This is a genomic window from Streptomyces sp. NPDC051211, assembly GCF_040689505.1.
Taxonomy (GTDB): Bacteria; Actinomycetota; Actinomycetes; order Streptomycetales; family Streptomycetaceae; genus Streptomyces.
The window spans coordinates 1-24608 of sequence record NZ_JBFBAV010000037.1 but is presented as its reverse complement, the minus strand read 5'-3'; the positions used below and the strand labels follow the sequence as shown (position 1 = coordinate 24608).

Genomic DNA, 24608 nt, shown 5'->3' with positions numbered 1-24608 from the left:
GCGGCACGCGGTTGGCCGAAACCGAGCGTGAGTTCGGCCTGAAGGCGGGCCGGTACGGAGTAGCGGCCTTGCCGCGATGGAGTAGTCGACTGCTCTGTGGCGCGGAGCGCGGACGGGTGAAGGTGTTGCCACGTCGGGGCAGCGGGCCGAGTGGCCGTGCGGCCCACGGCGCGACCACCGATTCACCACGGGGAAGGAAAACCAGATGCGATCGACAACGCTCCGTCGCCTCGCCACCGGGGCCGCGGGCCTCACGGCCGCGTTCACCCTGACCGTCCCGGCGGCCTCCGCCGCTCAGCCGCCCGTGCCCGGGGAGCTGTACAAGGTCCAGCTGCTGACCCTGCGCTGCACCAACATCTCGGAGAGCGGCGAGGACGAGGTGTACATCAAGTTGGACGGCGGAGTCGCCATCCCCACTTCGGTCTGCCGCGAACGGGGCACGGTCGACTACAGCGGAGTGGATCCCGAGCGGTTCATCTTCGAGGGCGGCACGGTCCTGCCCCTCGAACTGTGGGAGCAGGACCCCGACGTCATCGACCCGGACGACAAGCTGGGCGTGTTCGAGCTCAATGACAGCCGGGTCGGCACGACCAACCTCGCCAAGATCGTCAAGGGGACCGACTACGCCTTCAGCCTGACCTACCAGGTCCTGCCGCTGGACTAGTGCGAGGTCGTACGCGCCCCCGGCCACCTGCCCCGTACCTCCGGGCAGGTGGCCGGCCACGTCGCGCGGGCGGCATCGCGAAGGGGTCGTCGGGCGGGGGCCGTCGGGCGGGCGTCGCGCGGGGTCAGAAGGTCAGCACGCCGCGCGCCACCCGCCCGTGGTGGGCGTCGTCCGCCGCCTTGGCGAAGTCCTCCACCGGGTAGACCTCGGTGACCAGTTCGTCCAGCAGCAGCCTGCCCTCCCGGTACAGCTGCGCGTACAGCGCGATGTCGCGCTGCGGGCGGGAGGACCCGTACCGGCAGCCCATGATGGTCTTGTCCAGGTACATGGCGGAGACCAGGAAGGACGCCTCCTCGGTGAAGCCCGGGACGCCCAGCAGCACCGCCTGGCCGTGCCGGTCCAGCAGGTCGATCGCCTGCCGGATCAGTTTCACGTTGCCCACGCACTCGAAGGCGTGGTCCGCGCCCGTCGGCAGGATCTCCTTCACCGCCGCCACCGGGTCCGGCTCGGCCGAGGCGTCCACGAAGTGCGTGGCCCCGAACTGCCGGGCCACCGCCTCCTTCGCCGGGTTCGCGTCCACCGCGACGATCACCGATGCGCCCGCGATCCGGGCCCCTTGCAGCACGTTGAGCCCGATCCCGCCGGTGCCGATGACCACCACCGACTCGCCTCGGTCGGCCTTCGCCCGGTTCAGCACCGCGCCCACCCCCGTCAGCACCCCGCAGCCGATCAGGGCAGCGCTGGTCAGCGGGATGTCCTTCGGGATCTTCACCGCCTGCACGGCCTTGACGAGGGTCCGTTCCGCGAACGAGGAGTTGGAGGCGAACTGGAACAGCGGCTTCCCGCCGCGTGAGAACGGCCGGCCGGGCATCCCGATCGCCTTCCGGCACATCGTCGGCCGGCCCCGGTCGCAGTCCGCGCAGGCCCCGCAGTTCGCGAGGGTGGACAGCGAGACGTGGTCACCCGGCACCACATGGGTCACCCCCGTCCCCACCGCCTCCACGACGCCCGCACCCTCGTGCCCCAGCACCACCGGCGGCGGGAACGGGATCGTCCCGTCGATCACCGACAGATCGCTGTGGCACAGACCGGCCGCCGCGATGGCGACCAGCACCTCCCCCGGCCCCGGATCGCGGATCTCCAGATCGTCGACCACCTGGGCCTGCCTGCCGTCGAAAACGACGCCTCTCACCTGGACTCCTTAGGGAGGCCGAGCACGCGCTCGGCGATGATGTTCCGCTGGATCTCGTCCGAACCGCCGTAGATCGTGTCGGCCCGGGTGAACAGGAACAGCCGCTGTGCCTCGTCCAGGCCGTCCTCGTACGGCAGACCGGGCGCCCAGTCCCCGGCCCCCGCCGCGGCCGCCGCCCCGCGGACCGCCACCGCCAGCTCGCCGAGCCTGCGGTGCCAGCCGCCCCACAGCAGCTTGGCCACGCTGGGCGCGCCCGGGTCCTGGCTGCTGCCGAGGGTGCGGAGGGCGTTCCAGCGCATGGTGCGCAGCTCGGCCCACTGCCGGACCAGCCGCTCCCGCACCACCGGATCCCCTCCGGCCCCGGCCCCGCCCGTGGCGACGTACGCCGCCACCACCCGCTCCAGCTCCGCCGCGAAGCCGATCTGCTGCACCAGGGTGGACACCCCGCGCTCCAGCGCCAGCAGGCCCATGGCCACGGCCCAGCCGTTGCCCTCCCCGCCGACGACCTCGGCCGCCACGGCCCCGTCGAAGAAGACCTCGTTGAACTCGCTGGTCCCCGACATCTGCCGGATCGGCCGGACCTCGATCAGCCCGGGCTGGTCCATCCGGACCAGGAGGAAGGACAGCCCCCGGTGCCGCCGGGACCCCGCCTCGGTGCGGGCGAGGACGAAGCACCAGTCGGCGTCCCGGGCCAGCGAGGTCCAGATCTTCTGCCCGCTGACCCGGTACCGCCCGTCGGCCCTGTCCCGCACCGCGGCCGTACGGACGGCCGCCAGATCGGAGCCGGCGCCCGGCTCGCTGTACCCCTGGCACCACAGCTCCTCGCCGCGCGCGATGGCCGGCAGGAACCGGTCCCGCTGCTCCCGGCTGCCGTACGCGATCAGGGTGGGGGCGAGCAGGTTCTCCCCGATGTGGCCGACCCGGGCGGGGGCGCGGGAGCGGGCGTACTCCTCGGCCCACACCACCTGTTGGGTGAGGGTGCCGCGCCGGTTCCCGTACGGCCCTCCGCCCGGGCCCGCCCCTTCGCCCCCGCCCGCACGTGCGCCCGCGCCCCCGTCCCCGCCCCCGTCCTCCCAGCCGAGGCCGATCCAGCCCCCGCGCCCCAGCTCCCGCTCCCACTCCCGGCGGGCGGCCACCCCCTGGTGCTCGCTGCCGGGCCCGCCGAGGCCGGCGGCCTCCGCGTACGGCCCGACGAGATGCCCGGCGAGCCAATCCCGCGCGGCGGACCGGAACTCCTCGTCCGCCGCGCCAAAGCCGAACTCCACGGGATCCCCTTATGCGTTGGGGCGGTCCTTGGCGGCCGCCGCCTTGGCCATGGCCTCCAGCTGCGCCAGCATCGGCATGGGGTCGGTGCCGACCGTCCCCGGCAGGAAGTCGGCGATCTTCTCCGGTGTCCAGGCCCCGTCGGCGTATCCGGCGCGCAGCTCGCGCGGCTGCGCCCACACGGCGATCTTCGGTCCGGCGATCGTGTAGACCTGCCCGGTGATCCCCTCCCCCCGGGCCCGGTCGCTGAGCAGGTACGTCACCAGCGCGGCCACGTCCTCCGGCTCGCCGATCTCCTTGAGCTCCATCGGCACGTTGGCGGACATCCGGGTCCGGGCGACGGGTGCGACGGCGTTGGCGGTGACCCCGTACTTGTGGAGGCCGAGGGCCGCGCTCCGCACCAGCGAGATGATCCCGCCCTTGGCGGCGGAGTAGTTGGCCTGGGCCACGCTCCCCTGGTGGTTGCCGCTGGTGAACCCGATGAGGGTGCCGGAGCCCTGCCTCCGCATGACCGCCGAGGCGGCCCGGAACACGGTGAAGGTGCCCTTGAGGTGGGTGGCGACGACGGGGTCCCACTCCTCCTCGCTCATGTTGAAGAGCATGCGTTCGCGCAGGATCCCGGCGACGCAGACCACACCGTCGATCCGTCCGTACCGCGCGAGCGCGGTGTCGACGATGCGCTGCCCGCCGGCCATCGTCGAGATGTCGTCGGCCACGGCCACGGCCTCCCCGCCCGCCGCGACGATCTCCTTGACCACCGCCTCGGCGATCTCGCTCGTCGGCTCCCCGCCCTCGACCGAGACCCCGTAGTCGTTGACGACGACCCGCGCGCCCTCGGCGGCGGCGGCCAGCGCTACGGCCCGCCCGATGCCCCGGCCCGCACCGGTGACGGCGACGACCTTGCCTGCCAAGAAGTTCCCCACGTCCGGCCCCTTCCCGTTTTCTGACGGACCGTTAGATTCTATGGCCAGTCGGTTACGCGGGCACAAGCCCCCGGCAGTCAGGAGTGAGCGAAGCCATGACCCTCCCCGCCGAGTTCCACGACATCGCCAAGCGCGTCAACAACTGGGGCCGTTGGGGCGCCGCCGACGAGATCGGCACGCTGAACCTGATCACCGGCGAGGTGTTGCGCGGCGCCGCCGCGGAGATCCGTACCGGCCGCCGCATCCCGCTCGCGCTGCCGCTCCAGGAGGACGGCGTCCAGGCCGGGCTCATCCCGGGCCGGATCAACCCGCTGCACACCATGGTCCAGATCAACCAGGAGCTGTTCGGCCCGGGCACGGTGGCGTGCAGCGACGACGCGGTGACCATGGGGCTTCAGGCGGCCACCCACTGGGACGCCCTGACCCACGTCTCCCACTCGGGCAAGATCTACAACGGCCGGCCGGCCTCCTCCATCACCCCGCACACCCGGTCGCAGTACAGCGGCATCGACAAGGCGTCGCCGATCGTCTCGCGCGGTGTCCTCCTCGACGTTGCCCGCGCGAAGGGCCTGGACCGCCTGCCCGGCGACCACGCGGTCACCCCCGCCGACCTCGCGGAGGCGGAGGAGTTCGGCCGGGTCGAGGTCCGCGCCGGCGACATCGTCCTGGTCCGCACCGGCCAGATCCAGGCCTACCTGGCGGGCGACAAGCACGGCTACGGCTACCCGTCCCCCGGCCTCTCGGTCCGCACGCCGGAGTGGTTCCACGCCCGCGACGTGGCGGCGGTCGCCAACGACACCCTGACCTTCGAGATCTTCCCCCCGGAGATCGAGAACCTGTGGCTGCCGGTGCACGCGCTGGACCTGGTCGAGATGGGCATGCACCAGGGCCAGAACTGGAACCTCGAAAAGTTGTCCACAGCCTGTGCAGAAGATTCCCGCTACAGCTTCTTCCTCTCGGCCATGCCGGAACCCTTCGTCGGCGCCACCGGCACCCCGGTCGCCCCGGTGGCCATCCTCTGACCGTGATGATCCACCGGCAGGACCCTAGTCCGGGCCGCCGACCCTGCTGGCCAGCTCGTGCCAGATCGCGGCGGCCGCCACCAACTGGACGAGGACGTAGGCGATCTGCGCCGAGATGCCGCGCATCTGATAGATCGACAGGAGCAGGCCGAAACGGGTGGGCCAGAACTGCCTTTCCCTGCTGAAGGTCGCCATGTCCATCCAGAGGCTGGTCATCGTCAGGACGGTGAGCATGAGCAGGACGTTCAGGAGCGCATAGCCGGGCTCGGAGTCGGCGATGCGGCTGAGCAGGACGCCCACCCCCACGGGAAGGGCGTAGGCCAGGGTCAGGCTCAGCGCGCGCACCGGACCGCGGCGCCCGGGCAGCACCCGCCAGAGCGCTCCCAGGACCATGCCGGCACCGGCCCAGGCGATCTGCCACGCACCCAGCTTTGCCGCGATCTCCAGCAGCCCGGTGGGGGTGTGCAGCGCCCGCAGCCAATTTTGGTAGATTTCGGTCAGCCAGACCAGGGCGACGCTCGCCGGAATGCCGAAGAAGAACGCCAGCTTGGCGGCGTGCCGTGCGTTTTGCCACCAGCGGGGCTCGGGCCCCCAGGCGAGGGCGACGTCCACCACGGAATAGTGCTCCGCCGGATGTTCCCGGCCCAGCCCCGAAAGCCACCGCGCCTGCCCGCGCAGGTTCTCTTCCATCTCTGCGCGCTCGACATCGCCATTCGCGCGGCCGTGTTCCATCAAATAGATCTGATGGTGCCAATTGCGGTACTCATGGGCCTCCTCCAACAATTCATCCCGCCGCTCACGCGTGCCGAACGCCCGGCTGAGGAATTGCCGGTCCGCCCCGCTCAGCACCGAAGAGCGCCGGCCCACCGCACAGACCGCGTAGAGCGAGAGCATGATCAGCACGAACCACAGGGCGTAGAGGGAAGCGGAGGCGCCGGCGAACTGCACCTGCCTCAGCCCCACCATGAAGGCGAAGATCGCGACCGTCAGCAGGAGATCCGGCCCTTCCGGGCCCAGGGAGACCGCTTGCCGGCCGTTCTGCGTTTCGACGCGGATGCGCAGCAGAGCAACGAGCGCGATGCCGGCCAGCACCCAGGAGTAGGCGTACACCCAGTGCAGGCCCTGCAAGGGGATGGCGCTCAGGATCTCGGCGACCCTCTCACCGGGGATTCCGATTCTTTCGCCGGGCCAGGCGACGCGCTTCCACTCGCGGCGTGCCGCCCACCAGAAGCAGGCCAGGATGACCGCTGCGGTCGCCGCCAGTAGCGTCGAAACGACCGCGACCCAGCGGACCGGCCCGCTGTTCCACGTCTTGATCCAGGTTTTCCGGATCAGCCCTCCCTCCCGTCCGAAGCGCCACGCCCAGGCCGTCATAGCGGCCAGCCCCAGCCACAGCGTCGCCAGCGCCAGCAGCACGCGCAGGCGGTGACCGGAGCTCTGTGCCGCCGACGAAATGGGCGGCCCCTGTTCGAGGAAGTGCAAGGCCACGACCGCGAACACGCCCAGCGCGGCCACAGCGGTCGCGGTCACTGTCACGGCGCGGGCCTGACGGGCTTGCGGATCGGGTACGCCGGCCCCTTTCCCGGGTTCCTGCGCGGAGGACAGCGCGGGACGGCACCACGGGCGGGCGACCAGGGTCAGGGCCAGCCCCGTCGCGATGCCGATCAGGCCACGCCACGAAGGCGACTTGATCCCCTTCATGAGCAGGACCAGTGTCAGTACGACTGCTGCGCTCAGCACGGCCCAGTACAGGACGGCCTCTTTGGGGCCTTCGTTGAATCGCCTGCCGCCGAACAGCCAACCGGCGGATGTGGAGACCCGCCCCGCCTCCCGCGGCGCGGGTGACGGCTTCCGCGGCAGGGCGCGGACCGCGGCCACCGCCAGCACGAGGGAGGCGGCCAGCCACCACGAGACCACGCCCACCTGGCTCAGCCGCGACCACACGTTGGTCCAGGTGAACGACCGCTGCCAGGGCGGATCCACCTCGACACTGATGTCGAGGCTCTTCGGCTGGCCCCATGCCAAAACACCCTCCCGGAGGGACGAGGGTTCCGGTGAGATCACGGAGGCGTCGAGCCCGCCCAGCCCGACCTCGACGCGTTTCCAGTCGGCGGCCCTCAGGGTGTCCGGCGGCTTGAGTACGACCCGCCAGACCTTGCTGCCGACCTCGATGCCCCACGGCCCGATGCTGATCTCCCCTTTCTCCTCGATCCGGGCGAACGCCTGGTATTCCACCGTGATCCAGTCGCCCGTCGCGGTGACCGTGGGACTCCGGAAGCGCCATTCGGCCTTGCGGGCACGCCTCTCCTTCTCCGAGGCGGCGATCTTCGGGTCGGCGGCCTCGCTCCCGCGCAGGAGACAGCTCATCGCGTTCTGATACTCGGGGGATTCTTCACCGAGGGTCAGATCTCTCGCATACGGCCAGGTGTCCGGAACCTTGACCGTCATATCGGACTGCACCTGGGTGTAGGCGCGGCCCCGGTGCTGAAAACCCAGCTGGGCGGCCTCCACCCTCGCCTTGAGCAGACTCGGCTGGCAGGAGGTGTCCCGTCGGGCCGTGTCGGCACCCGATGTCAGCACCCGCCACGCGGTGATCAGGAGCAACACCGCCACCAGACACGCGATGACCAGCAGCGACAAGGAGAGCAGACGGCACCGGCGCCACCAGGGAATTCCGGATTGCGACATCACAATATGCGACCGATCATATTAATAAAGGATGGATGGGCGCTTTCACCGGGAGGAGTCATGACCGAGACGACGGAATCCCGTATGCCAAGGGCGCCGCTTCCCTCGTTCGAGGAAGCCGAAGGGCTGGGACCGCAGGACGCGGAGTTCGTCCGGGACCTGGTCGCCGTGCTGGACAAGCACGGAAATCTGGACCGCTTCGGCCTGTGCCTGCTGCACGACCACTTCCCGCTCGGCGAGGACGAGGTCCTGGTGGAGACCAACGACCCCCGGACGCGCACCCTGCACGCCCAAGTGGAGAAGGCAGGTCGGACGCGGCACACCAAGGCCTCGCAGTGGAGGTTCCTGCGGCACGGCCGGCACTCACCCGGCGCGGGGCGGAAGCAGGATGCCTATCAGGTGATCATGTTGTGCGATCCGCTGGAGGATCTGTGCCCCGGACGCGAGCGCCCGCACTGACACGGACACCGACCCGGGCTCCTGTCCGGTACGGCTTGCTGTGGGCATGACCGATCGACCCCTCTGCGAGAAATCGAAACGCTGCATGCCCAGCCTGCGGCGCCGGAAGCGACCTCGCATCCGGGGACGCGGGAGTGCTCGGCCGGACGGGCGAGAACCCTGCCGGAAGTGATCCTCTAGCCTGGGCCGAGGCCCGGGTGAGGAGGATGCTCGATCGATGTGGGTGGATCTTTCAACCTCCGCCGTGCCGACGGCGGACCGGTTCGAGTGGTTCAGCGAGGTCGTCGCCAGCGAGCTGATGCCCACCGCCCTCAGTACCGACGACACGGCCGCGTTCCACGCCGAGGTCGCAGCGCTGGACCTCGGGGCGCTCCAGGTGTCGAAATTCTGCTACTCCCCGCTGCGTTCGCGGCGCACCCCCGCGCTGATCCGCCGCAGCGACCCCGAGCAGTACCAGCTCGCCCTGGTGACCTCGGGCAGTGAGTGGATCACGCAGCGGGGAAACGGCTCGGCGCTGACGGCCGGCGACCTGGTGTTCTGGAACTCCTCGCACCCCTGGGAGGCCGGCGTCCCGGAGGCGGACGGCCAGGTCGAGGCGATCGTGCTGCAGATGCCCCGGGCGGCGATGCCCTTGCGCGCCGACCGGCTGGACCGCCTCCTGGCCCGGCGCATCCCCGCGCGAACCGGCATGGCCGCGATCCTGGCCCGGTTCCTGACCTCCCTGCACGACGAGGGCCCCGACTGCGCGCCGCAGGACCTGGCCCGGCTGGCGGGCGTCACCACCGACCTCGTCGCGGCCTGCCTGGCCGAGCACCTCGACACGCCCGGGGAGCTCCCGTCCGAGGCCCGTACCCGGGCCCTGCGGGCCCGCATCGACCGCTTCATCGAGCACAACCTCGGCGATCCGGAACTGACCCCTCGTGCCATAGCGGCCCGGCACGCGATCTCCCTGCGCTCCCTCTACAGCCTGTACGAGGACCCCGGCGCGGACGACGACGGGGGCGGGATCGCGACCGTCATCCGCCGGCTCCGCCTCACCCGCGCCCACCAGGACCTCGCCGCCCCCGAACTCCGCCGCCACACCGTCCAGTCCATCGCCGCCCGCCGGGGGTTCACCAGCGCCACCGCGTTCTCCCGCGCCTTCCGGGAGGCGTACGGCGTCACCCCGACCCAGCACCGCCACGAGGCCCTGGCAAACACGCCTGCACAAAATGTGGAACCGGCCCGCACACCGCGCACACCGCGCCCCCCGGCGGCCCCATAAGCTCCCCGCTGGGTGAGGGCAGAGCGGGCCCGTCACCCGGGCCGTGCATCCTCGGCCGCCTGCGGCCCGGAAGGAACTGGGGACTTTCCGGCCCGCAGGCATCGCGGCAGAACACCCCGCCCCTGCCCTGTCCCGCGACTTCGCGGCGCCGCCCGCCGCTGTGCACCCCGCCCGGCGGAGCCGGCCGTGCCGCTCGTACGGGTGATGACGCAGCATGTCTTTCAAAGTAGTTTGAAAGACATGGGCCCCGATAACGCCGCGGTGAACTTCTCCGAGCTGGTGAACAAGAACAAGCAGACGCTGGCCAGGCTCAAGCAGTCGCCGCGGCTCCTCCTACACCGCAGAGACGGCGAGGACCTGGTCCTCACCACCGCAGCGCGGGCCGAGCAGGACCAGACCGTCGTCTCGGCCGCCACCAGGATGCTGTCGGCGATGGCGCAGCGCGACCCCGGCACCATGGAGCTGCTCCTCGGCATCCTGCCGGACGCCTTTCCCTGGGTCCGGTTCCTGCCCGAGCCCGACATCCACGCCTTCGCCGTCGAGTTGGTCGAGACGATGCGTGCGGCCGACTCCGTGGGCAACAGCGCGTCAGTCGCCCAGATGCTCGTTGCGTGGCAGCACACCGCCGAGGTGTACTCCGATCCCGAACTACTGGCCGCACTGACCAGGGACCACGACGCAGACTACGGTCCGGCACCGGACCCACAGGACCTCACATGACCGCGGGCCGCGGCGACCGCGCCGCACCTCCCGCGCCACGGGGCGAGTGGGAGGTTCGCTTCACTGACGCGGCTTCGGCGAAGGGCTGGGAATCGCTCGCCCAGCAGGCTCGCGAGAACACCTATCGAGCCTGGGTCACCATGCGCACCGACCCCGCGCCAGCCACTGAGACCCCCCGGCACCACCGACTGAAGGGCAAACTGGCGCACGGGACCCATCGCGGACAGACGTGCGAGCAGTGGCAGATCGAGGTGACCGGCGGTGGCCGGGTTTGGTACCTCGTGGACAGGGCTCGCGACACCTGCTGGGTCACCTTCGCCGGCACCGGACATCCGCGAGCCACGGACCGCGCCTGAGCCGGGCTCGGGAAGAAGCTGTGGGTGGCGGCGTACGGTCGTGTACGCCCCGAGCGCGGCACGGCGAGCCGCCACCCCACGACCCGCACTCGCCAAGGCGGAACCTTGGCGTCCCCTCGCGACGAATCGCTCACTCCAGGGTGATCAACGTGTGACGAGCCGTCAACACCTCGTTAGAGGTACACGCGCGGTTCCCGCGGCGCGCCGGAAAAGTCGGATGTGTCGTCCACCGACTTGTCCGCCCGGTCGATCTCGCACCAGATGCGCTTGCCCGCGCCCTCGCGCTGCCAGCCCCAGCGGTCCGCCAGCCCGTCGACCAGCTCCAGTCCGCGCCCGCCCGTGTCGTCGCCGGCCGCGTGGCGCGGGGCCGGCGGGCGGTCGCTCGCGTCGGCGACCTCGACGCGGACGCCCGGGCCGCCGAGCAGCATGCGCAGCACCGCCGGGCACCCGGTGTGCACCACCGCGTTGGTGACCAGCTCCGAGATCAGCAGGATCAGCGTCTCCGCCAGCGGCTCGTCGTCCCCTATCCCCGAGCCGGCCAGCCGGGAGCGCGCCCATCTGCGCGCCCGGCCGACCTCCGCGGGATCCGGGCCTACCTCCAGCTGAACCTGAAGCACCTGCACCGCTCACACCATCCGAACCGGCGGACACTTCGCCTCGCGAAAGGACGACGGGATCACCGACCGTGATGATCCCCTTGCGGAGCAGCATGGTTGACGTACAGTCACCACAACAAGCGCTTCGGGCATATTCCAGCGCGAAGGAGTAGGCGTGGTGCATACTGTGCGACGCTCGCGCCGCTCAACCGCTCGCATTGACGGGAGCGTACCGGAGCGGCCCCCGGCTGCGGTCCGCAATGCGACCGGCCAAGGACACAAACCGATATCAACTCTCCGCAATCGGACATGCGTCCCGCGCCGTCGCCCCAGTTACACCGCGCCCAGCAGCAGCTCCCCGGCCAGCAGTTCCTCCGCCTCCGCCGCGGTCCGCCACTGCTCCGCCCGCACCCACGCCCGCTTCAGATGCAGGTGGACGTCCGCCTCCCAGGTGAATCCCATGCCGCCGTGCACCTGGAGGCAGTCCCGGGCGTTGCGCACCGCCGCCTCGTCCGCCAGCAGCTTCGCCCCGGCCACCTCCCCGGCCGCCCCGGTCACCGCCGCCGCGTAGACCGCCGTACGGGCCAGCTCCGCCCGCACCAGCATCTGCGCGCAGAGGTGCTTGACCGCCTGGAAGGCGCCGATCGGCTGCCCGAACTGCTGCCGGGTGCCCGCGTACTCGACCGCCAGCTCCAGCGTCCGCAGCGCGCTGCCCAGCTGAAGGGCCGCCGTCAGCAACGCTCCCTCCTCCCGGTACCGGGCGTCCCGGTACGGAGCGTCCCGGTACGGGGAAACCTCCGGCGCCGCCACCCGGTGCAGCGGGGTCAGCGGGTCCACCGAGGGGACGGCGGTGCCGGTCACCGGCCCGGCCTCCCCCAGCACCGCGTCCGCCTCCGCCAGGTAGGGCACCAGCCCGCCCGCCAGGTCGTACGCCGTGACCACCGCCCGGCCCTCCGCCGCGCCCTCCACCGCCCCGGCCGCCAGGTGCGTGGCCACCAGCGGCCCCGGCAGCAGCGCCCGCCCGGCCTCCTCGAAGACGAGCACCGCCTCCGGCAGGCCCAGCCCGACGCCCCCCTCCGACTCCGCCAGCCGCAGCGCGAAGAAGCCCGCCTCGCCCAGCTCGCGCCACAGCCCCCGGTCCACCACGGCCCCGCCGCCCGCCGCCCCACCGGCCGCCGCGGCCCCCGTCGCCGCGGCCCCACCGGCCGCCGCGGCCCCCGTCGCCACGGCACCGCCTTCCGACTCCGTCCCGCCGTCCGCCGCGGCCCCGCCGTCCGCCTCCGCCCCGTCCACCGCCGCGCGCAGTGCCTCGCGCCCGTAGCGGCCCGCCAGGAGGTCCCGTACGCCCGCCTTCAGGTCCCGCTGGTCCTCGGTAAGCTGGAAGTCCACAGCACTCCTCACCGGCCCTTCGGGAGGCCGAGGATCCGCTCGGCGACGATGTTCTGCTGGATCTGCGAGGTCCCCGCCGCGATCGTGTAGGAGAGCGAAGACAGCCGGTCCGCCGTCCACTCGCCGTCCAGGCACAGCGAGCCCGCGCCCAGCACCTCCGCCGCCGTGTCGTACAGCTCCTGCCGGGCGTGCGAGTAGCGGAGCTTGAAGACCGAGCCGCCCACCCCCGGCACGCCGCCGGAGCGTTCCGCCTCGCTCACGTTCCACTGGGTGAGCCGCCACAGCGCCCCGAACTCCGCGTGCAGCCGCCCCAGCTTCCGCCGCAGCACCGGATCGTCCCAGCGGCCGTTGCCGCGCGCCGTCCGGGCCAGCTCGCCCAGCACCCGCCGGCAGGCGACCACTTCGCCGACGAAGGCGGTGCCGCGCTCGAAGGACAGGGTGACCATGGTGACCCGCCACCCGTCGTTCTCCGCGCCGACCCGGTTGGCGGCCGGGACCCGGACCTCGTCGAGGAACACCTCCGCGAACTCGGTGGAGCCGGCCAGGGTCCGCAGCGGCCGGACGGTGATGCCCGGTGCGTCCATGGGCATGGCCAGCCAGGTGATGCCGCGGTGCTTGGGCGCCGCCGCGCCGACGGGTCCGGTCCGCACCAGCAGCTCGCACCAGTCGGCCACCTCCGCGTGCGAGGTCCAGATCTTCGAGCCGGTGACCACGTAGTCGTCCCCGTCGCGCACCGCCCGGGTCCGCAGCGCGGCCAGGTCCGAGCCCGCGTCCGGCTCGGAGAACCCCTGGCACCAGATCTCCTCCCCGCGCAGGATCGGCGGCAGCCAGCGCTCGCGCTGCGCCGCGCTGCCCTCCGCGGCGATGGTCGGACCGGCGTGCAGCAGCCCGACGAAGTTGGCGCCCACGTAGGGCGCCCCGGCCCGTTCGGTCTCCTCCAGGAAGATCAGCCGGCGGGTGGGCGAGGCGTCCCAGTGCAGGTCCGCGTACCCGGCGTCGTACAGCATCCGCTGCCAGCCCGCGTCGTACGTGCGCCGGCCCGGCCAGTCGGCGGGCGAGGGCTTGGGCGGCAGCTTGGGCAGCACCACGGCCAGCCACTCCCGCAGCCGGGCCCGGAACTCCTCTTCCTCCTGCGTGTATCCGAGGTCCATGGATCAGACCAGGTCCAGGCCCAGCATGCGGATGGCGTTGCCGCGCATCAGCTTGTAGACCGTCTCCTCGTCGAGGCCCTTGACGTGGTCGAGGGCGACCTCCTTGGTGTGCGGGAAGGTCGAGTCCACGTGCGGGTAGTCGGTTTCGAAGGTGGCGTTGTCGCGGCCGACGACGTCCAGCGAGGCGATCCCGTGCTTGTCGCGGAAGAAGCAGCAGAAGATCTGCCGGTAGTAGTACGTGGACGGCGGCTCGGGGATCAGGCCGCGCACCCCGCCCCAGGCCCGGTGCTCCTCCCACACGTCGTCGGCGCGTTCCAGGGCGTACGGGATCCAGCCCATCTGGCCCTCGCTGTAGGCGAGCTTCAGCGTCGGGAACTTCACCAGCACCCCGCTGAACAGGAAGTCCATCATCGAGGCCATGGCGTTGTTGAAGCTGAGCGAGGCCTGCACGGCGGGCGGCGCGTCCGGGGAGGCGGCCGGCATCTGGGAGGAGGACCCGATGTGCATGTTGACGACCGTCCCGGTCTCCTGGCAGACGGCGAAGAAGGGGTCCCAGTAGCCGGAGTGGATCGACGGCAGGCCCAGGTGGGTGGGGATCTCGGAGAAGGTGACGGCCTTCACCCCGCGGGCGGCGTTCCGGCGGATCTCGGCGACCGCCAGGTCGATGTCCCAGAGCGGGATGATGCACAGCGGGATCAGCCGGCCGCCGCTGTCCCCGCACCACTCCTCGACCATCCAGTCGTTGTACGCGCGCACGCAGGCCAGCGCGACTTCCTTGTCGTGCGCCTCCGCGAAGGTCTGGCCGCAGAACCGCGGGAAGGTCGGGAAGCAGAGGGAGGCCTCGACGTGGTTGAGGTCCATGTCCGCGAGCCGGGCCTGGGGGTCCCAGCAGCCGCGCCGCATCTCCTCGCGGGTGATGCCCTCCAGGGTCATCTCGTCGCGGTCGAAGCCGACGGCGGCGATGTTGCGCTTGTACGGGAACTTGAGGTCCTCGTAGATCCACCAGTCGGTGGGCGGGCCGTCGGGGTCCATGGAGATGACGTACTTGCCGCCGGTGTAGACGAGCTCGCCGATGCCGGCGGTGAGCGCCTTGGGGCCGCGGTCGCGGTACTTGGCGGGCAGCCACCGGTCGAAGAGATGGGCGGGTTCGATCACATGGTCGTCGACGCTGATGATCCGAGGAAGTTCCATGGAGTCCTGAGTCCCCTCACCGTTTCTGATGACCCGTCAGAAAGAAGCTAGCCCCGCGAACCCTGGACCGTAAAGCGCTCCCGCCCTAGTCTCTCCATCTGATCTGACGGAACGTCAGCTTTCGACCGCACCGGGAGGCCGGGCATGACGGACACCGCACGCGAACTGGGCCGGTCCGCCACCCTCTGGGAACTGATCGGCCGCCGGGCGGCGCTCACCCCCGACGCCCCGGTGCTGATCGAGGCCGAGACCGGCCGCACCCTCACCTTCGGCGGGCTGCACGACCGCGCCGAGCGGGTCGCCGCCGGACTGCACGGGAGGGGGGTCCGCCCCGGCACCGTCGTCGCCTGGCAGCTCCCCACGCGCATCGAAACGGTCCTGCTGTCCGTCGCCCTCGCCCGGCTCGGCGCCGTCCAGACCCCCGTCATCCCCTTCTACCGCGACCGCGAGACCGGCTTCGCTCTCCGCGAGTCCGGCGCCGAGTTCTTCGCCGTACCGGGCACCTGGCGCGGCTTCGACCACACCGCCATGGCCGGACGCCTCGGCGCCCGCGGCGTGTTCGAGGCGTATGAGGACCTGCCGCAGGGAGATCCGGCCGTGCTGCCGCCGCCCCCGGCGGCCGGCACCGACGTACGCTGGATCTACTGGACCTCCGGGACCACCTCCGACCCCAAGGGCGTCCTGCACACCGACCGCTCCCTCATCGCTGGCGGCTCCTGCCTCGCCCACGCCCTGCGGCTGGACCCCGCCGACATCGGCTCGATCGCCTTCCCCTACGCGCACATCGGCGGCCCCGACTACCTGATCATGCTGCTGCTGTACGGCATCCCGGCGGTCCTCTTCGAGAAGTTCGCCCTGCCCGAGGCCCTCGACGGCTACCGCCGCCACGGCGTCACCATCGCCGGCGGCTCCACCGCCTTCTACTCCCTGTTCCTCGCCGAACAGCGCAAGGACCCCGGCCGCCCGCTGATCCCCACCCTCCGGCTGCTCGCGGGCGGCGGCGCCCCCAAACCCCCGGAGCTGCACCACGCGGTGGTCCGCGAACTCGGCTGCCGCCTCACCCACGGCTACGGCATGACCGAAGTACCCATGATCACCATGGGCTCACCGACGGACCCGCCCGAGAAGCTGGCCACCACGGAGGGCCGGCCCCCGGCCGGCATGTCCATCCGCATCACCGACCCGGACGGCAAACCCCTCCCGCCCGGCACCGACGGCGAGGTACGGCTGCGCGGCGAGGCCGTCTGCCTCGGCTACCTCGACCCCGCCCAGTCCGCCGGCGTCTTCGACGCGGACGGCTACCTGCTCACCGGCGACCTCGGACACCTCACCGAGGACGGTTACCTCGTCCTCACCGGCCGCAGCAAGGACGTCATCATCCGCAAGGGCGAGAACATCTCAGCCAAGGAGATCGAGGACCTGCTGCACCGGCTCCCCGGCGTCGGCGACGTCGCGGTCATCGGCCTGCCCGACCCGGAACGGGGCGAACGCGTCTGCGCCGTCGTCGAACAGCCCGCGGGCACCCCGCCCCTGACCCTGCCGGCCGTCACCGCCCACCTGCGCGCCGAGGGCCTGGCCACCCACAAACTGCCGGAACAGCTGGAGCTGGTCGAAGCCCTCCCCCGCAACGAAACCCTGCGCAAGGTCCTCAAGTACAAACTCCGCGAGCGCTACGCCCGCTGAGGCCTCGACGACCCGGTCTCCCGCCACTGCGAAGGCGTCCCGGTCCGCGAGCACACCGGCCTCCCCGAGCCCGTCGAACCGACCCGGTGGAGGCGTGTGGCGTTACGCATGCGGCGCTGTGAGCGCGGTGCTGTGCTGTGCATGCGGCATTGTGCGCGCCGGCGTTGTGCGCGCGACGTCGTTACGCGTCCGGCGCCTCGACCCCGCAATAGCCGGCGAAGGCGGTCAGGATCTCGGCCTCCGAGATCCGGCCGTCCCCGTCCCCGTCGAGCACGGCGGCGACCAGCTGGGCCACGTCCGGGCCGATCCTGAGCGCGCGCAGCACCCGGACCACGGCCTGCGGGGTGACCCCGTCGCCGTCCACGTCCGCCACCGCGATCACCGCGTGCAGGAAGGGGCGGGCGATCTCGGCGAACCGCTCCGGGTTGTCCCGCAGCCGCTTGGCGGCACCCGTGATGAACTCGTCCCGGCTGACCCGCTGGTCACCGTCCACGTCGGCGATCCCGGCCATCCCCTGCCAGAACGCCTCGGCCCCGCTGAAGAGTTGCTGACCCTTGTCGGAGCGGGGGGTCGTGCCGAACTCGGCCAGGACCGCCCGCGCGGCCGTACTGAAGTCCTCCCGGTCGATCGTGCCGTTGCCGTCCTGGTCGAAGGTGGCGAATCGGGCGGCGATTTTGCGCTCGTATTCTGCGCTGTCCATAACAGGGGTCCGCCTTCACATGTGCGGTGGGGTGCAGTTCAAGACAAGGCAGGAGCGTACGGCTTCCGTGGCCTGCGCGTTAAGCGAAGCGGGCAAGCAGGTGGCCGCATCGAACCCGCGCACGAGGAGCGCAGTGGGGCGCGTCACCCGATCCGGCCCGGCCGGGGACCGACCGGGGGCCGGCCGGGAACCGGCCGGGCCGGCCACGTGCTAGCACGGAAGCCGCTCTTCCGGGGTGAGGTTCAGCCAAAACAGGCGCAGAGTGGCGCAGTGACACTACATTCGGGAGGGTCGACAAAGGGCTGGGGGCGCAATGCCGAAGGATGCACCACCCCGTTGGGACCGCCGCATGCAACAACGGCTCGCCCGCGGCGAGGCGGCCGCGCTCGGAGAGCTGTACGACCGCTTCGCCTCGCTCGTGCACAGCCTGGCGCACCGCGTGCTGGGCGATGAGCAGGCCGCCGACCGGATCACCCGCGAGGTGTTCGGGTACATCTGGGAGAACCCGGACGCCTACGACCCCAAGCAGGGCTCCATGCGGTCCTGGGTGGCCCGGATCACCCAGGGGCAGGCGGTGGCCCGGCTGCGGCAGGCCGAGCTGGGCCGCGGATCGCGCGAGGAGCTGGAGCAGAAGGTGCGCAGCGCCAACGCGGCCGCCCGCGCGGACTACATCGTCACGTCCATGCCCGCGCCGCTGCGGGCCGCGCTGGAGCTGGCGTACTTCAAACGCCGCGACTACCGGCAGGCCGCCGCCGACCTGCAGATCAGCGAGGACGAGGCGCGGCGCCGGCTGCGGCTGGGCCTTCAGCTGCTGTCGACCGCCAACGCCCTCCCCCGGGAGGGCGCCTCCCCGCCCGGATACGGCCCGCCTGGATACGGAACCTCGCGATGAGCGATCCCGCCGAGTGCCCCGACGACGGATACGAGTTCCAGGGCCCGGCCCGGATACCGGGTCCGCGCGGTGCCGCCGACGACCTGCCGCCCGAGGCGGCACCCCGGCTGCCGGGCCCGCCACCCTCCCACGACGTCCTGAAGTCCCTCCTGGGCGCGTGGGCCCTGTCGGCGTGCTCGGCGGACGAGACCCGGGCGGTGGAGGAGCACCTCACCGAGTGCGCGCCGTGCGCCGAGGAGGCGTTGCGGCTGCGGGACGCGGTGGGGCTGCTGCACCCGGAGGAGAGCCTCGACCTGAACCCGCTGCTGCGGTCGCGGGTGCTGGAGGGCTGCCTGGGGAAGCGGCCGGCCCGGATCCCGGTGCCGGTGTGGGCGAATCCGTACGACACGGAGGCCGCGCGGCTGGATGCGCTGCTGCGGGACTTCGGGGACTCGGAGTGGCACACCCCGGTGCGCCTGAAGTGGTTCGAGGAGGAACGGCGGCAGTCGCGCCGGACCACGGTCGCGGGGGTCATCGGCCACCTGCTGACCGTGGACGGCCTGATCGCGACGGCGCTGGGGCTGGACGACCCGCTGGGCCCGGACGCGCCGGTCCACCCGACCGCCCGTACCGAGCAGTTCTGGGACTCGGCCCCGCACCCCATCACCCGGCAGGTCCGCGAACCCTGGCGGGAGCAGGGCCACACGCTGGTGCGGACGGTGTCGTTCGCGGGCCGGGGCGTGGCGGAGCTGGCGGTGGACTACGGGGACTTCTCGCTGCCGCTGGGGGACGCGTTCCTGGAGCGGGCCTTCGAGTGCTGGGTGCACGCGTGGGACATCGCGGAGGCGGTGGACTACCCGTACGACCCGCCGTCCGGGGCGAACCTGCACCGGATGATCGACCTGGCGGCCCGGCTGCTGCCGGGCGCACTGGCCGAGCGCCGCCGCTCGGGGCTGGCCTCCCCGGCCCGCACCCTGGTCACGGCCGGATCTCCGGGGCGCACCCTGCACCTGGAGATCGAGGGGTCCGGGGGCGGGACCTGGGACATCGCGCTGGACTCCCCGGCGGCGGCCACGTCGCGGGAGCACACGGTGGCGCAGATCGCGCTGGACGGGGTGGAGTTCTGCCAGCTGGCCGCGGGGCACATCTCCCCGGAGGAGGCGGCCGCCGGCCAGCACGGCGACCGCGAAGCCATCCGCGACGTCCTCTTCGCAGCCGCCTCCCTGAGCCGCCTCTAGCCCCCGGGGCCCCGCCAGCCGGGGCCCCGCCGGGCCGCATCCAGCCCCGCGGGGGCCGTCCTGGCCGGGCGCCCGGAGGGCCCATCCGGCCCCGCCAGGCCCTTGCGGCTGGGTTGCCGCGCAGCGGCAATTCCAGCCGCGCGGGGCCCATCCAGCCCCGCCGGCGTTTGAGGCGCGGGGGTCCGGGGGCTGGCCCCCGGCAACGGCGCCGCACCTGCCGGGCGCCCCAGCCCCCGCTTGCCAAGCCATCCAGCCCCCGCTGGACCTTCCGGCTGGGTGCCCGAAGGGCACATCCAGCCCCGCCGGCGATTGAGGCGCGGGGGTCCGGGGGCAGGCCCACGGCAACGGCGCCGCACCCGACAGGCGGCCGCTGCGCGGAGCTATTCCCCACCCCGCCCCTTCCCGAACTGGGGCTCCGCCCCAGACCCCGCTCCTCAAACGCCGGAGGGGCTGGGGTGGTACCGCCCGGCGGAGCCGGAAAATGACAAGTGCTGCCGAGGCGGGAAGGTAACGCCTCGGCGGGGATGCAAGCAGGCCGGGCAGCGGGGGCCCGGAAGGGGGCTAGGCGAAGACGACTGTGCGGGTGCCGTTCAGGAGGACGCGGTGTTCGCTGTGCCACTTCACCGCGCGCGCCAACGCCTGACACTCCACGTCCCGCCCGACCGCCACCAGCTGGTCCGGCGTCACCTCGTGCCCCACCCGCTCGACCTCCTGCTCGATGATCGGCCCCTCGTCCAGGTCGGCCGTCACGTAGTGCGCGGTCGCGCCGATCAGCTTCACACCCCGTGCATGCGCCTGGTGGTAGGGCTTCGCGCCCTTGAAGCTCGGCAGGAAGGAGTGGTGGATGTTGATGATCCGCCCGCTGAGCTCCTTGCACAGCGCATCCGACAGCACCTGCATGTAGCGCGCGAGGACGACCAGCTCCACGTTCTCCGAGCGGACCAGCTCCAGCAGCTGCGCCTCCGCCTCCGCCTTGGTGTCCCTGGTGACCGGAATGTGGTGGAAGGGGATGTCGTACGAGCCGACCAGTTCGGCGAAGTCCGTGTGGTTGGAGACGACCGCCGCGATTTCGACCGGCAGCGCCCCGATCCGGGAGCGGAAGAGCAGGTCGTTCAGGCAGTGCCCGAACTTCGACACCATCAGCACGATCCGCATGCGCTCGTCCGACCGGTGGATCTGCCAGTCCATCCGGAAGGTGTCGCCGATCGCCGCGAAGCTCGCGCGCAGCTTCTCCACCGTCACCGGGTCGTCCGCCGTGAAGTGGACCCGCATGAAGAACAGACCGGTGTCGTGGTCGCCGAACTGCCGGCTGTCCTCGATGTTGCACCCGGTCATGAAGAGGTAGCTGGACACGGCGTGCACGATGCCCTGCTTGTCGGGGCAGGACAGGGTCAGGACGTACTGCTGGGCCTTGGCCGCAGGGGATTCGGTGTGCGGGTCGCTCATGGCACGACAGCCTTTCACACCGTTCACACCGCGCGGGTCAGGATCCTCAGCACTTCGAGCGAGCGCGGCCGCTCGTCCGGGTCCTCCCCGTCGGCGGTGGCCAGCCGTACGTGCGCCTCGCGCGCGGCCCGCACCGCCTCCGGCCAGCCGTGGTGCTCCAGGTATGCGGAGACGGGCGCGTCCGGGCCGACCTGGTGCAGGATGCGCAGCACCCGCAGCACGGCGACGTCGACGAGCGCGGCCTCCTGGGAGTCCCGGAAGATCGTCCCGACGTACTTCTCGGCGGACCAGCTGTCGAGCCAGGTGTCCTCGACGAGCCGGTACACGGCGTCGGTGACGTCCCCGTAGCCCTCGGCACCGGCCAGCCAGGTGTCCTCGTGGAAGGCGGGGTCGGAAAGCATGTGCAGCGCCGAGCGCACGTTGCTGCGCCAGCGCCACCACGGCATGTCATTGAGCGGCATGCCGCCCATGGTGGGGGAGCGGCGGCCGCGGCGGGAAGAGTTCTTCGAACCTTCGACGAATGTCACGCTTTCGATCGTACGTTCCCTTCTGACGGGATCTTGAAGGCCCCCGGGTCCACGCCCGCCACACCCCGTGCCACACACGCCCCGGCAATTCACCTTGGCGTCACTCAATGTTGTGTACACCTCACACCCCAGTTCCCCCTGGGGAGGAAATGTGCGTGGTCATGACCAACAGGCGACGCACATGGGTATCCCGCTCCCTCCTCTTCACGGTGGTAGGTGCGTCCCTCGTCACCGGGTGTGGGGTCTTCCCCGGAGGCACAGGGGGCTCCGGGGAAACCCTCACCGTCATGACCTGGGCACCCGAGGACACCAAGGCCACCAACATGCCCGGGATGCCGGCCATGGCCCGGGCCTACGAGCGCTGGATGAACAGCAAGGGCGGCATCAACGGGCGCAAACTGCGGGTCATCACCTGCAACGAGCACAACACGGCGAGCGGCGCCGCCGACTGCGCGCGCACGGCGGTGGCCGAGAAGGCCGTCGCGGTGGTGGGCTCCTACAGCCAGCACGGCCGCGCCTTCATGGCCCCGCTGGAGAACGCCGGCATCCCCTTCATCGGCGGCTACGGCGTCTCCCAGGAGGAGTTCCAGAGCGCCCTGTCCTACCCGGTCAACGGCGGCCAGCCGGTCCTGCTGGCCGGCGCCGGACACCAGCTCGCCCGCGCCTGCGAACAGATCGCCCTGATACGGCCGGACACCCTGGCGGGCGACTCGCTGCCGATCCTGCTGAACGCCGGCCTGAAGGCACAGAAGCAACAGACGGAAGCGGCCGACATCCGGGCCGCGGAGGATGCCGCCGACTTCGCCCCGCAGGCCCGCGAGGCGCTGGCGCACGCCGGCCGCAGCAAGGAGAAGGGCTGCGTGACGGCCGCCCTCGGCGAGCGCACCGAAACCTTCGTCGACTCCTTCCGCCGGATCGACGTACAGAAGAAGCGGCCGCAGATCGCCTCGATCCAGGGCAGTGTCAGCCAGGCCCTGGTCGACCGTACCGGCGGCGGCGACAGCCCCTTCGAGGGCGCGTACGTCACCGGCTGGTACCCGGTGGCAACGGACCCGCTGTGGGAGCCGATGCGGAAGGCGATCGCCGACCACGCCTTCGGCGACGACGCGGCGGACCCGGCGGACGTCGGGACCCAGACCACCTGGATCGCGTACACGGTCTTCACCGAGGTGGTGAAGCGGCTCGGCGAGGAGAAGGTCACCGGCCGCCGGATCGCCCGCGTCCTGGACAACTCCGAGGGGGTGGCCACCGGCGGCCTCACCCCGGAGCTGCGCTGGCGCTACAAGGACATGCGGGCGGTCCGGGGCTACCCGCGCCTGGTGAACGGGCGGGTCACCTTCCAGGTGGTGCAGGCGGGGCGGCTGGTGGCGCAGCCCGGCGAGGCGTCGATGGACATGACCCAGACGATGGAGGCGGCCCCCACCACCGGCTGACCCTCCCCCGGAGCCGGGACTGGAGCCGGGGCTGGAGCCGGGGCTGGAGCCGGGACCAGGGCCGGAACTGGAGCCGGGACCAGGGCCGGAACTGGAGCCGGGACTAGAGCTGGGACTTGTCCCGCTTGGTCAGCTGGTAGGTGGTGGCGATCCGGTTCCACATCACCGAGGCCGACTCCTTGGCCCGGGTCGCCTCCCCGCTCGCCTTGTTGCCGGCAGCAGCATGAGCGGTGGTCCGGGCCCGCCCGTCCTTGCACCCCTTCTTGTCTTCCTTGTCGCCCTTGTCGTCGTCGCCCTTGCCGTTCCCGATCTCCTCCGCCCAGGCGGCGTACGACCGGTCGGCGGCGGCCGAGGACTTCCAGGCCCGGGTGAGCGCGGCGGACAGCTTGGCGTGGTCCGGCAGTTTGTCGATCTGCACGTCCTGCAGCCGGGTCACCAGCCCGTCGCGCTGCCGGGCCGCGTCCCGCAGGTCGCCGGCGGCCTGGTCGAGGTTCTTGCAGTCCTTGATGTCCTCCACGGCCCGGATCACCGAGGCGCGGCTGTCATTGCTGTCCGCGAGCAGCTTGTCCAGCTGCACGGCCTGCGAGCGGGCCGGATCCACCGGCGCCTCGGCGGCAGTGGCGGCGGAACCGCTGGGGGACGGCACGGAGGACACGGCGGCCGGATCGTTGTTCTGGGCCTTCCCGGGCTCGCTGAGCAGCGCCCCGACGCCGAGACCGACGACGGCCAGCGCGAGGACGCCGGCGGCGATGGCGACGGGGGAGACCCGGCGGGGAGGGTCGCCGGCGGGCTGCCCGTAGGACGGCGGCGGGGGCGGCACCGGCGCGTACTGCGGCTGCCCCTGCGGCGGCGGCTGCGGCCGGCCCCGGCGCTGGGCCCGGCCGGGCGGCGGCGGCTGCTGTTGCTGGAGCACCGGCTCCTGGATGGGCGGCAGATACTGGGTGTGACCCTGCTCGTCGCCCGGGGCGGCCGGGACGGGCGGGATGTACTGCGTGGCGGCTTCATCCTGCGGGACGGGCGCAATGTACTGCGTGGCAGCTTCATCCTGCGGGACGGGCGCAATGTACTGCGTGGCAGCCTCTGCATGCGGCGCGGCCGGAACCGGCGGAATGTACTGCGTCGCCGCCTCGTCATGCGAGCCCGCCGCTCCCGCTGCTCCCGCCGGTTGGGCCGGGACCGGCGGAATGTACTGCGTCGCCGCCTCGTGATGCGCTCCCGCTGCTCCCGCCGGTTCGGCCGGGACCGGTGGGATGTACTGGGTCACGGCCTCGGGCAGCGGCGGGTACCCGTAGCCGTGCGGCGCGCCCGGACCCTCGTAGCCGGGCCCCACCACGTGGCCGTCCTGCGGGTCGGCGACGGGCGGCGGGCCCCACGGGGCACCCTCGTACGGGTAGCCGCCTTGTCCGCTCTGCGTCACCGGGATCCTCCTCCGCACCTGCCCGAACCTGTGGAACCGTCGGGTCACGCTACCCGGTGCCCGGCCCGGCAGACCCCCACGGGTCCCGTTCCCCCATCCCGCCCCTCCCCGAATCCGGCGCTCCGCCCCAACCCCCGCCACGCGACCGCACCGGCCCCACCGGGCGCCACCTCCCCCGCCGGCGTTCGGCCTTCCCAGCCCCGCCGGCGTTCGGCCTCCCCAGCCCCGCCGGCGTTCGGCCTCCCCAGCCCCGCCGGCGTTCGGCCTCCCCAGCCCCGCCGGCGTTCGGCCTCCCCAGCCCCGCCGGCGTTTGGCCTTCCCAGCCTCGCCGGCGTTTGAGGCGCGGGGTCTGGGGCGGAGCCCCAGTTCGGGAAGGGGCGGGTAGGGGAAAGCCTCGGCCTGCACGTCCTGCGGC

21 protein-coding genes are annotated in these 24608 nt (G+C 72.0%); 9 read left to right on the top strand and 12 right to left on the bottom strand.

Annotated elements, in window-relative coordinates:
* Positions 1–205 precede the first annotated feature (205 nt).
* Positions 206–664: a hypothetical protein gene (locus tag AB0447_RS27990; RefSeq protein ID WP_366479598.1), complete on the top strand. Its 459-nt coding sequence runs from the start codon at positions 206–208 to the stop codon at positions 662–664.
* A gap of 124 nt (positions 665–788) precedes the next feature.
* On the opposite strand, the gene AB0447_RS27985 is transcribed toward AB0447_RS27990, so the two are convergent.
* From AB0447_RS27985 to AB0447_RS27975, 3 genes are read right to left on the bottom strand one after another with little or no spacing between them, the layout of a single operon-like run.
* Positions 789–1856, bottom strand: a complete 1068-nt coding sequence (locus AB0447_RS27985; RefSeq protein ID WP_366479597.1) for a Zn-dependent alcohol dehydrogenase — start codon at positions 1854–1856, stop codon at positions 789–791.
* The gene (locus AB0447_RS27980) at positions 1853–3121 is read right to left on the bottom strand and encodes an acyl-CoA dehydrogenase family protein (protein WP_366479596.1); all 1269 of its coding nucleotides are present in this window, start codon (positions 3119–3121) and stop codon (positions 1853–1855) included. Before AB0447_RS27980 ends, AB0447_RS27985 begins: the two co-directional genes overlap by 4 nt.
* Before the next feature lie 9 nt (positions 3122–3130).
* The gene (locus AB0447_RS27975) at positions 3131–4042 is read right to left on the bottom strand and encodes an SDR family oxidoreductase (protein ID WP_366479595.1); all 912 of its coding nucleotides are present in this window, start codon (positions 4040–4042) and stop codon (positions 3131–3133) included.
* Positions 4043–4137: 95 nt separating this feature from the next.
* Here AB0447_RS27975 and AB0447_RS27970 point away from each other — a divergent pair, with 95 nt between their 5' ends.
* A complete protein-coding gene (locus tag AB0447_RS27970; protein ID WP_366479594.1) occupies positions 4138–5064 on the top strand; it encodes a cyclase family protein in 927 nt (308 codons plus the stop codon).
* A gap of 24 nt (positions 5065–5088) precedes the next feature.
* On the opposite strand, the gene AB0447_RS27965 is transcribed toward AB0447_RS27970, so the two are convergent.
* Complete coding sequence (locus AB0447_RS27965; protein ID WP_366479593.1) at positions 5089–7704, bottom strand: DUF6185 family protein; 2616 nt, start codon at positions 7702–7704, stop codon at positions 5089–5091.
* A 108-nt stretch (positions 7705–7812) separates the two neighbouring features.
* Between AB0447_RS27965 and AB0447_RS27960 the strand changes: the two genes are divergently transcribed.
* The 3 genes from AB0447_RS27960 to AB0447_RS27950 all read left to right on the top strand — a co-directional run bounded on the left by AB0447_RS27960 (position 7813) and on the right by AB0447_RS27950 (position 10195).
* Positions 7813–8211 carry a hypothetical protein gene (locus AB0447_RS27960; protein ID WP_366479592.1) on the top strand — a complete coding sequence of 133 codons (399 nt, stop codon included), beginning with the start codon at positions 7813–7815 and terminating at the stop codon, positions 8209–8211.
* A 217-nt stretch (positions 8212–8428) separates the two neighbouring features.
* The gene (locus AB0447_RS27955; protein WP_366479591.1) at positions 8429–9475 is read left to right on the top strand and encodes a helix-turn-helix domain-containing protein; all 1047 of its coding nucleotides are present in this window, start codon (positions 8429–8431) and stop codon (positions 9473–9475) included.
* Positions 9476–9715: 240 nt separating this feature from the next.
* Complete coding sequence (locus tag AB0447_RS27950) at positions 9716–10195, top strand: hypothetical protein (protein ID WP_366479590.1); 480 nt, start codon at positions 9716–9718, stop codon at positions 10193–10195.
* A gap of 529 nt (positions 10196–10724) precedes the next feature.
* Here AB0447_RS27950 and AB0447_RS27945 read toward each other — a convergent pair.
* From AB0447_RS27945 to AB0447_RS27930, 4 genes are all read right to left on the bottom strand, one after another.
* A complete protein-coding gene (locus tag AB0447_RS27945) occupies positions 10725–11174 on the bottom strand; it encodes an ATP-binding protein (RefSeq protein ID WP_366479589.1) in 450 nt (149 codons plus the stop codon).
* A 306-nt stretch (positions 11175–11480) separates the two neighbouring features.
* Positions 11481–12536: an acyl-CoA dehydrogenase family protein gene (locus tag AB0447_RS27940; RefSeq protein WP_366479587.1), complete on the bottom strand. Its 1056-nt coding sequence runs from the start codon at positions 12534–12536 to the stop codon at positions 11481–11483.
* An 8-nt stretch (positions 12537–12544) separates the two neighbouring features.
* Positions 12545–13687 (bottom strand): acyl-CoA dehydrogenase family protein, encoded by a 1143-nt coding sequence (locus AB0447_RS27935; protein ID WP_366479586.1) that lies wholly within the window; start codon positions 13685–13687, stop codon positions 12545–12547.
* A 3-nt stretch (positions 13688–13690) separates the two neighbouring features.
* Positions 13691–14878 (bottom strand): amidohydrolase family protein, encoded by a 1188-nt coding sequence (locus AB0447_RS27930; protein ID WP_366479585.1) that lies wholly within the window; start codon positions 14876–14878, stop codon positions 13691–13693.
* A gap of 144 nt (positions 14879–15022) precedes the next feature.
* On the opposite strand from AB0447_RS27930, the gene AB0447_RS27925 reads away from it, so the two are divergent.
* On the top strand, positions 15023–16561 hold the full coding sequence (locus AB0447_RS27925; protein WP_366479584.1) for an AMP-binding protein: 1539 nt from the start codon (positions 15023–15025) through the stop codon (positions 16559–16561).
* A 181-nt stretch (positions 16562–16742) separates the two neighbouring features.
* Here AB0447_RS27925 and AB0447_RS27920 read toward each other — a convergent pair whose 3' ends face one another.
* Positions 16743–17261 carry an EF-hand domain-containing protein gene (locus AB0447_RS27920; RefSeq protein ID WP_366479582.1) on the bottom strand — a complete coding sequence of 173 codons (519 nt, stop codon included), beginning with the start codon at positions 17259–17261 and terminating at the stop codon, positions 16743–16745.
* Positions 17262–17574: 313 nt separating this feature from the next.
* On the opposite strand from AB0447_RS27920, the gene AB0447_RS27915 reads away from it, so the two are divergent.
* Both AB0447_RS27915 and AB0447_RS27910 read left to right on the top strand, forming a co-directional pair.
* Entirely contained in the window at positions 17575–18153 is a 579-nt protein-coding gene (locus AB0447_RS27915; RefSeq protein ID WP_366479581.1) for a sigma-70 family RNA polymerase sigma factor, read from the top strand.
* Positions 18150–19370, top strand: coding sequence for a zf-HC2 domain-containing protein (locus AB0447_RS27910; RefSeq protein ID WP_366479580.1), 1221 nt, complete (start codon positions 18150–18152; stop codon positions 19368–19370). Before AB0447_RS27915 ends, AB0447_RS27910 begins: the two co-directional genes overlap by 4 nt.
* 561 nt (positions 19371–19931) lie before the next feature.
* Here AB0447_RS27910 and purU read toward each other — a convergent pair.
* Positions 19932–20816, bottom strand: coding sequence for a formyltetrahydrofolate deformylase (gene purU / locus AB0447_RS27905; RefSeq protein ID WP_366479579.1), 885 nt, complete (start codon positions 20814–20816; stop codon positions 19932–19934).
* Positions 20817–20839: 23 nt separating this feature from the next.
* Positions 20840–21286, bottom strand: a complete 447-nt coding sequence (locus AB0447_RS27900; protein ID WP_366479645.1) for a hypothetical protein — start codon at positions 21284–21286, stop codon at positions 20840–20842.
* 218 nt (positions 21287–21504) lie between these two features.
* On the opposite strand from AB0447_RS27900, the gene AB0447_RS27895 reads away from it, so the two are divergent.
* The gene (locus AB0447_RS27895) at positions 21505–22776 is read left to right on the top strand and encodes an ABC transporter substrate-binding protein (RefSeq protein ID WP_366479578.1); all 1272 of its coding nucleotides are present in this window, start codon (positions 21505–21507) and stop codon (positions 22774–22776) included.
* A gap of 103 nt (positions 22777–22879) precedes the next feature.
* Here AB0447_RS27895 and AB0447_RS27890 read toward each other — a convergent pair whose 3' ends face one another.
* Positions 22880–24193 carry a hypothetical protein gene (locus AB0447_RS27890; protein ID WP_366479577.1) on the bottom strand — a complete coding sequence of 438 codons (1314 nt, stop codon included), beginning with the start codon at positions 24191–24193 and terminating at the stop codon, positions 22880–22882.
* Between the last annotated feature and the right edge of the window lie 415 nt (positions 24194–24608).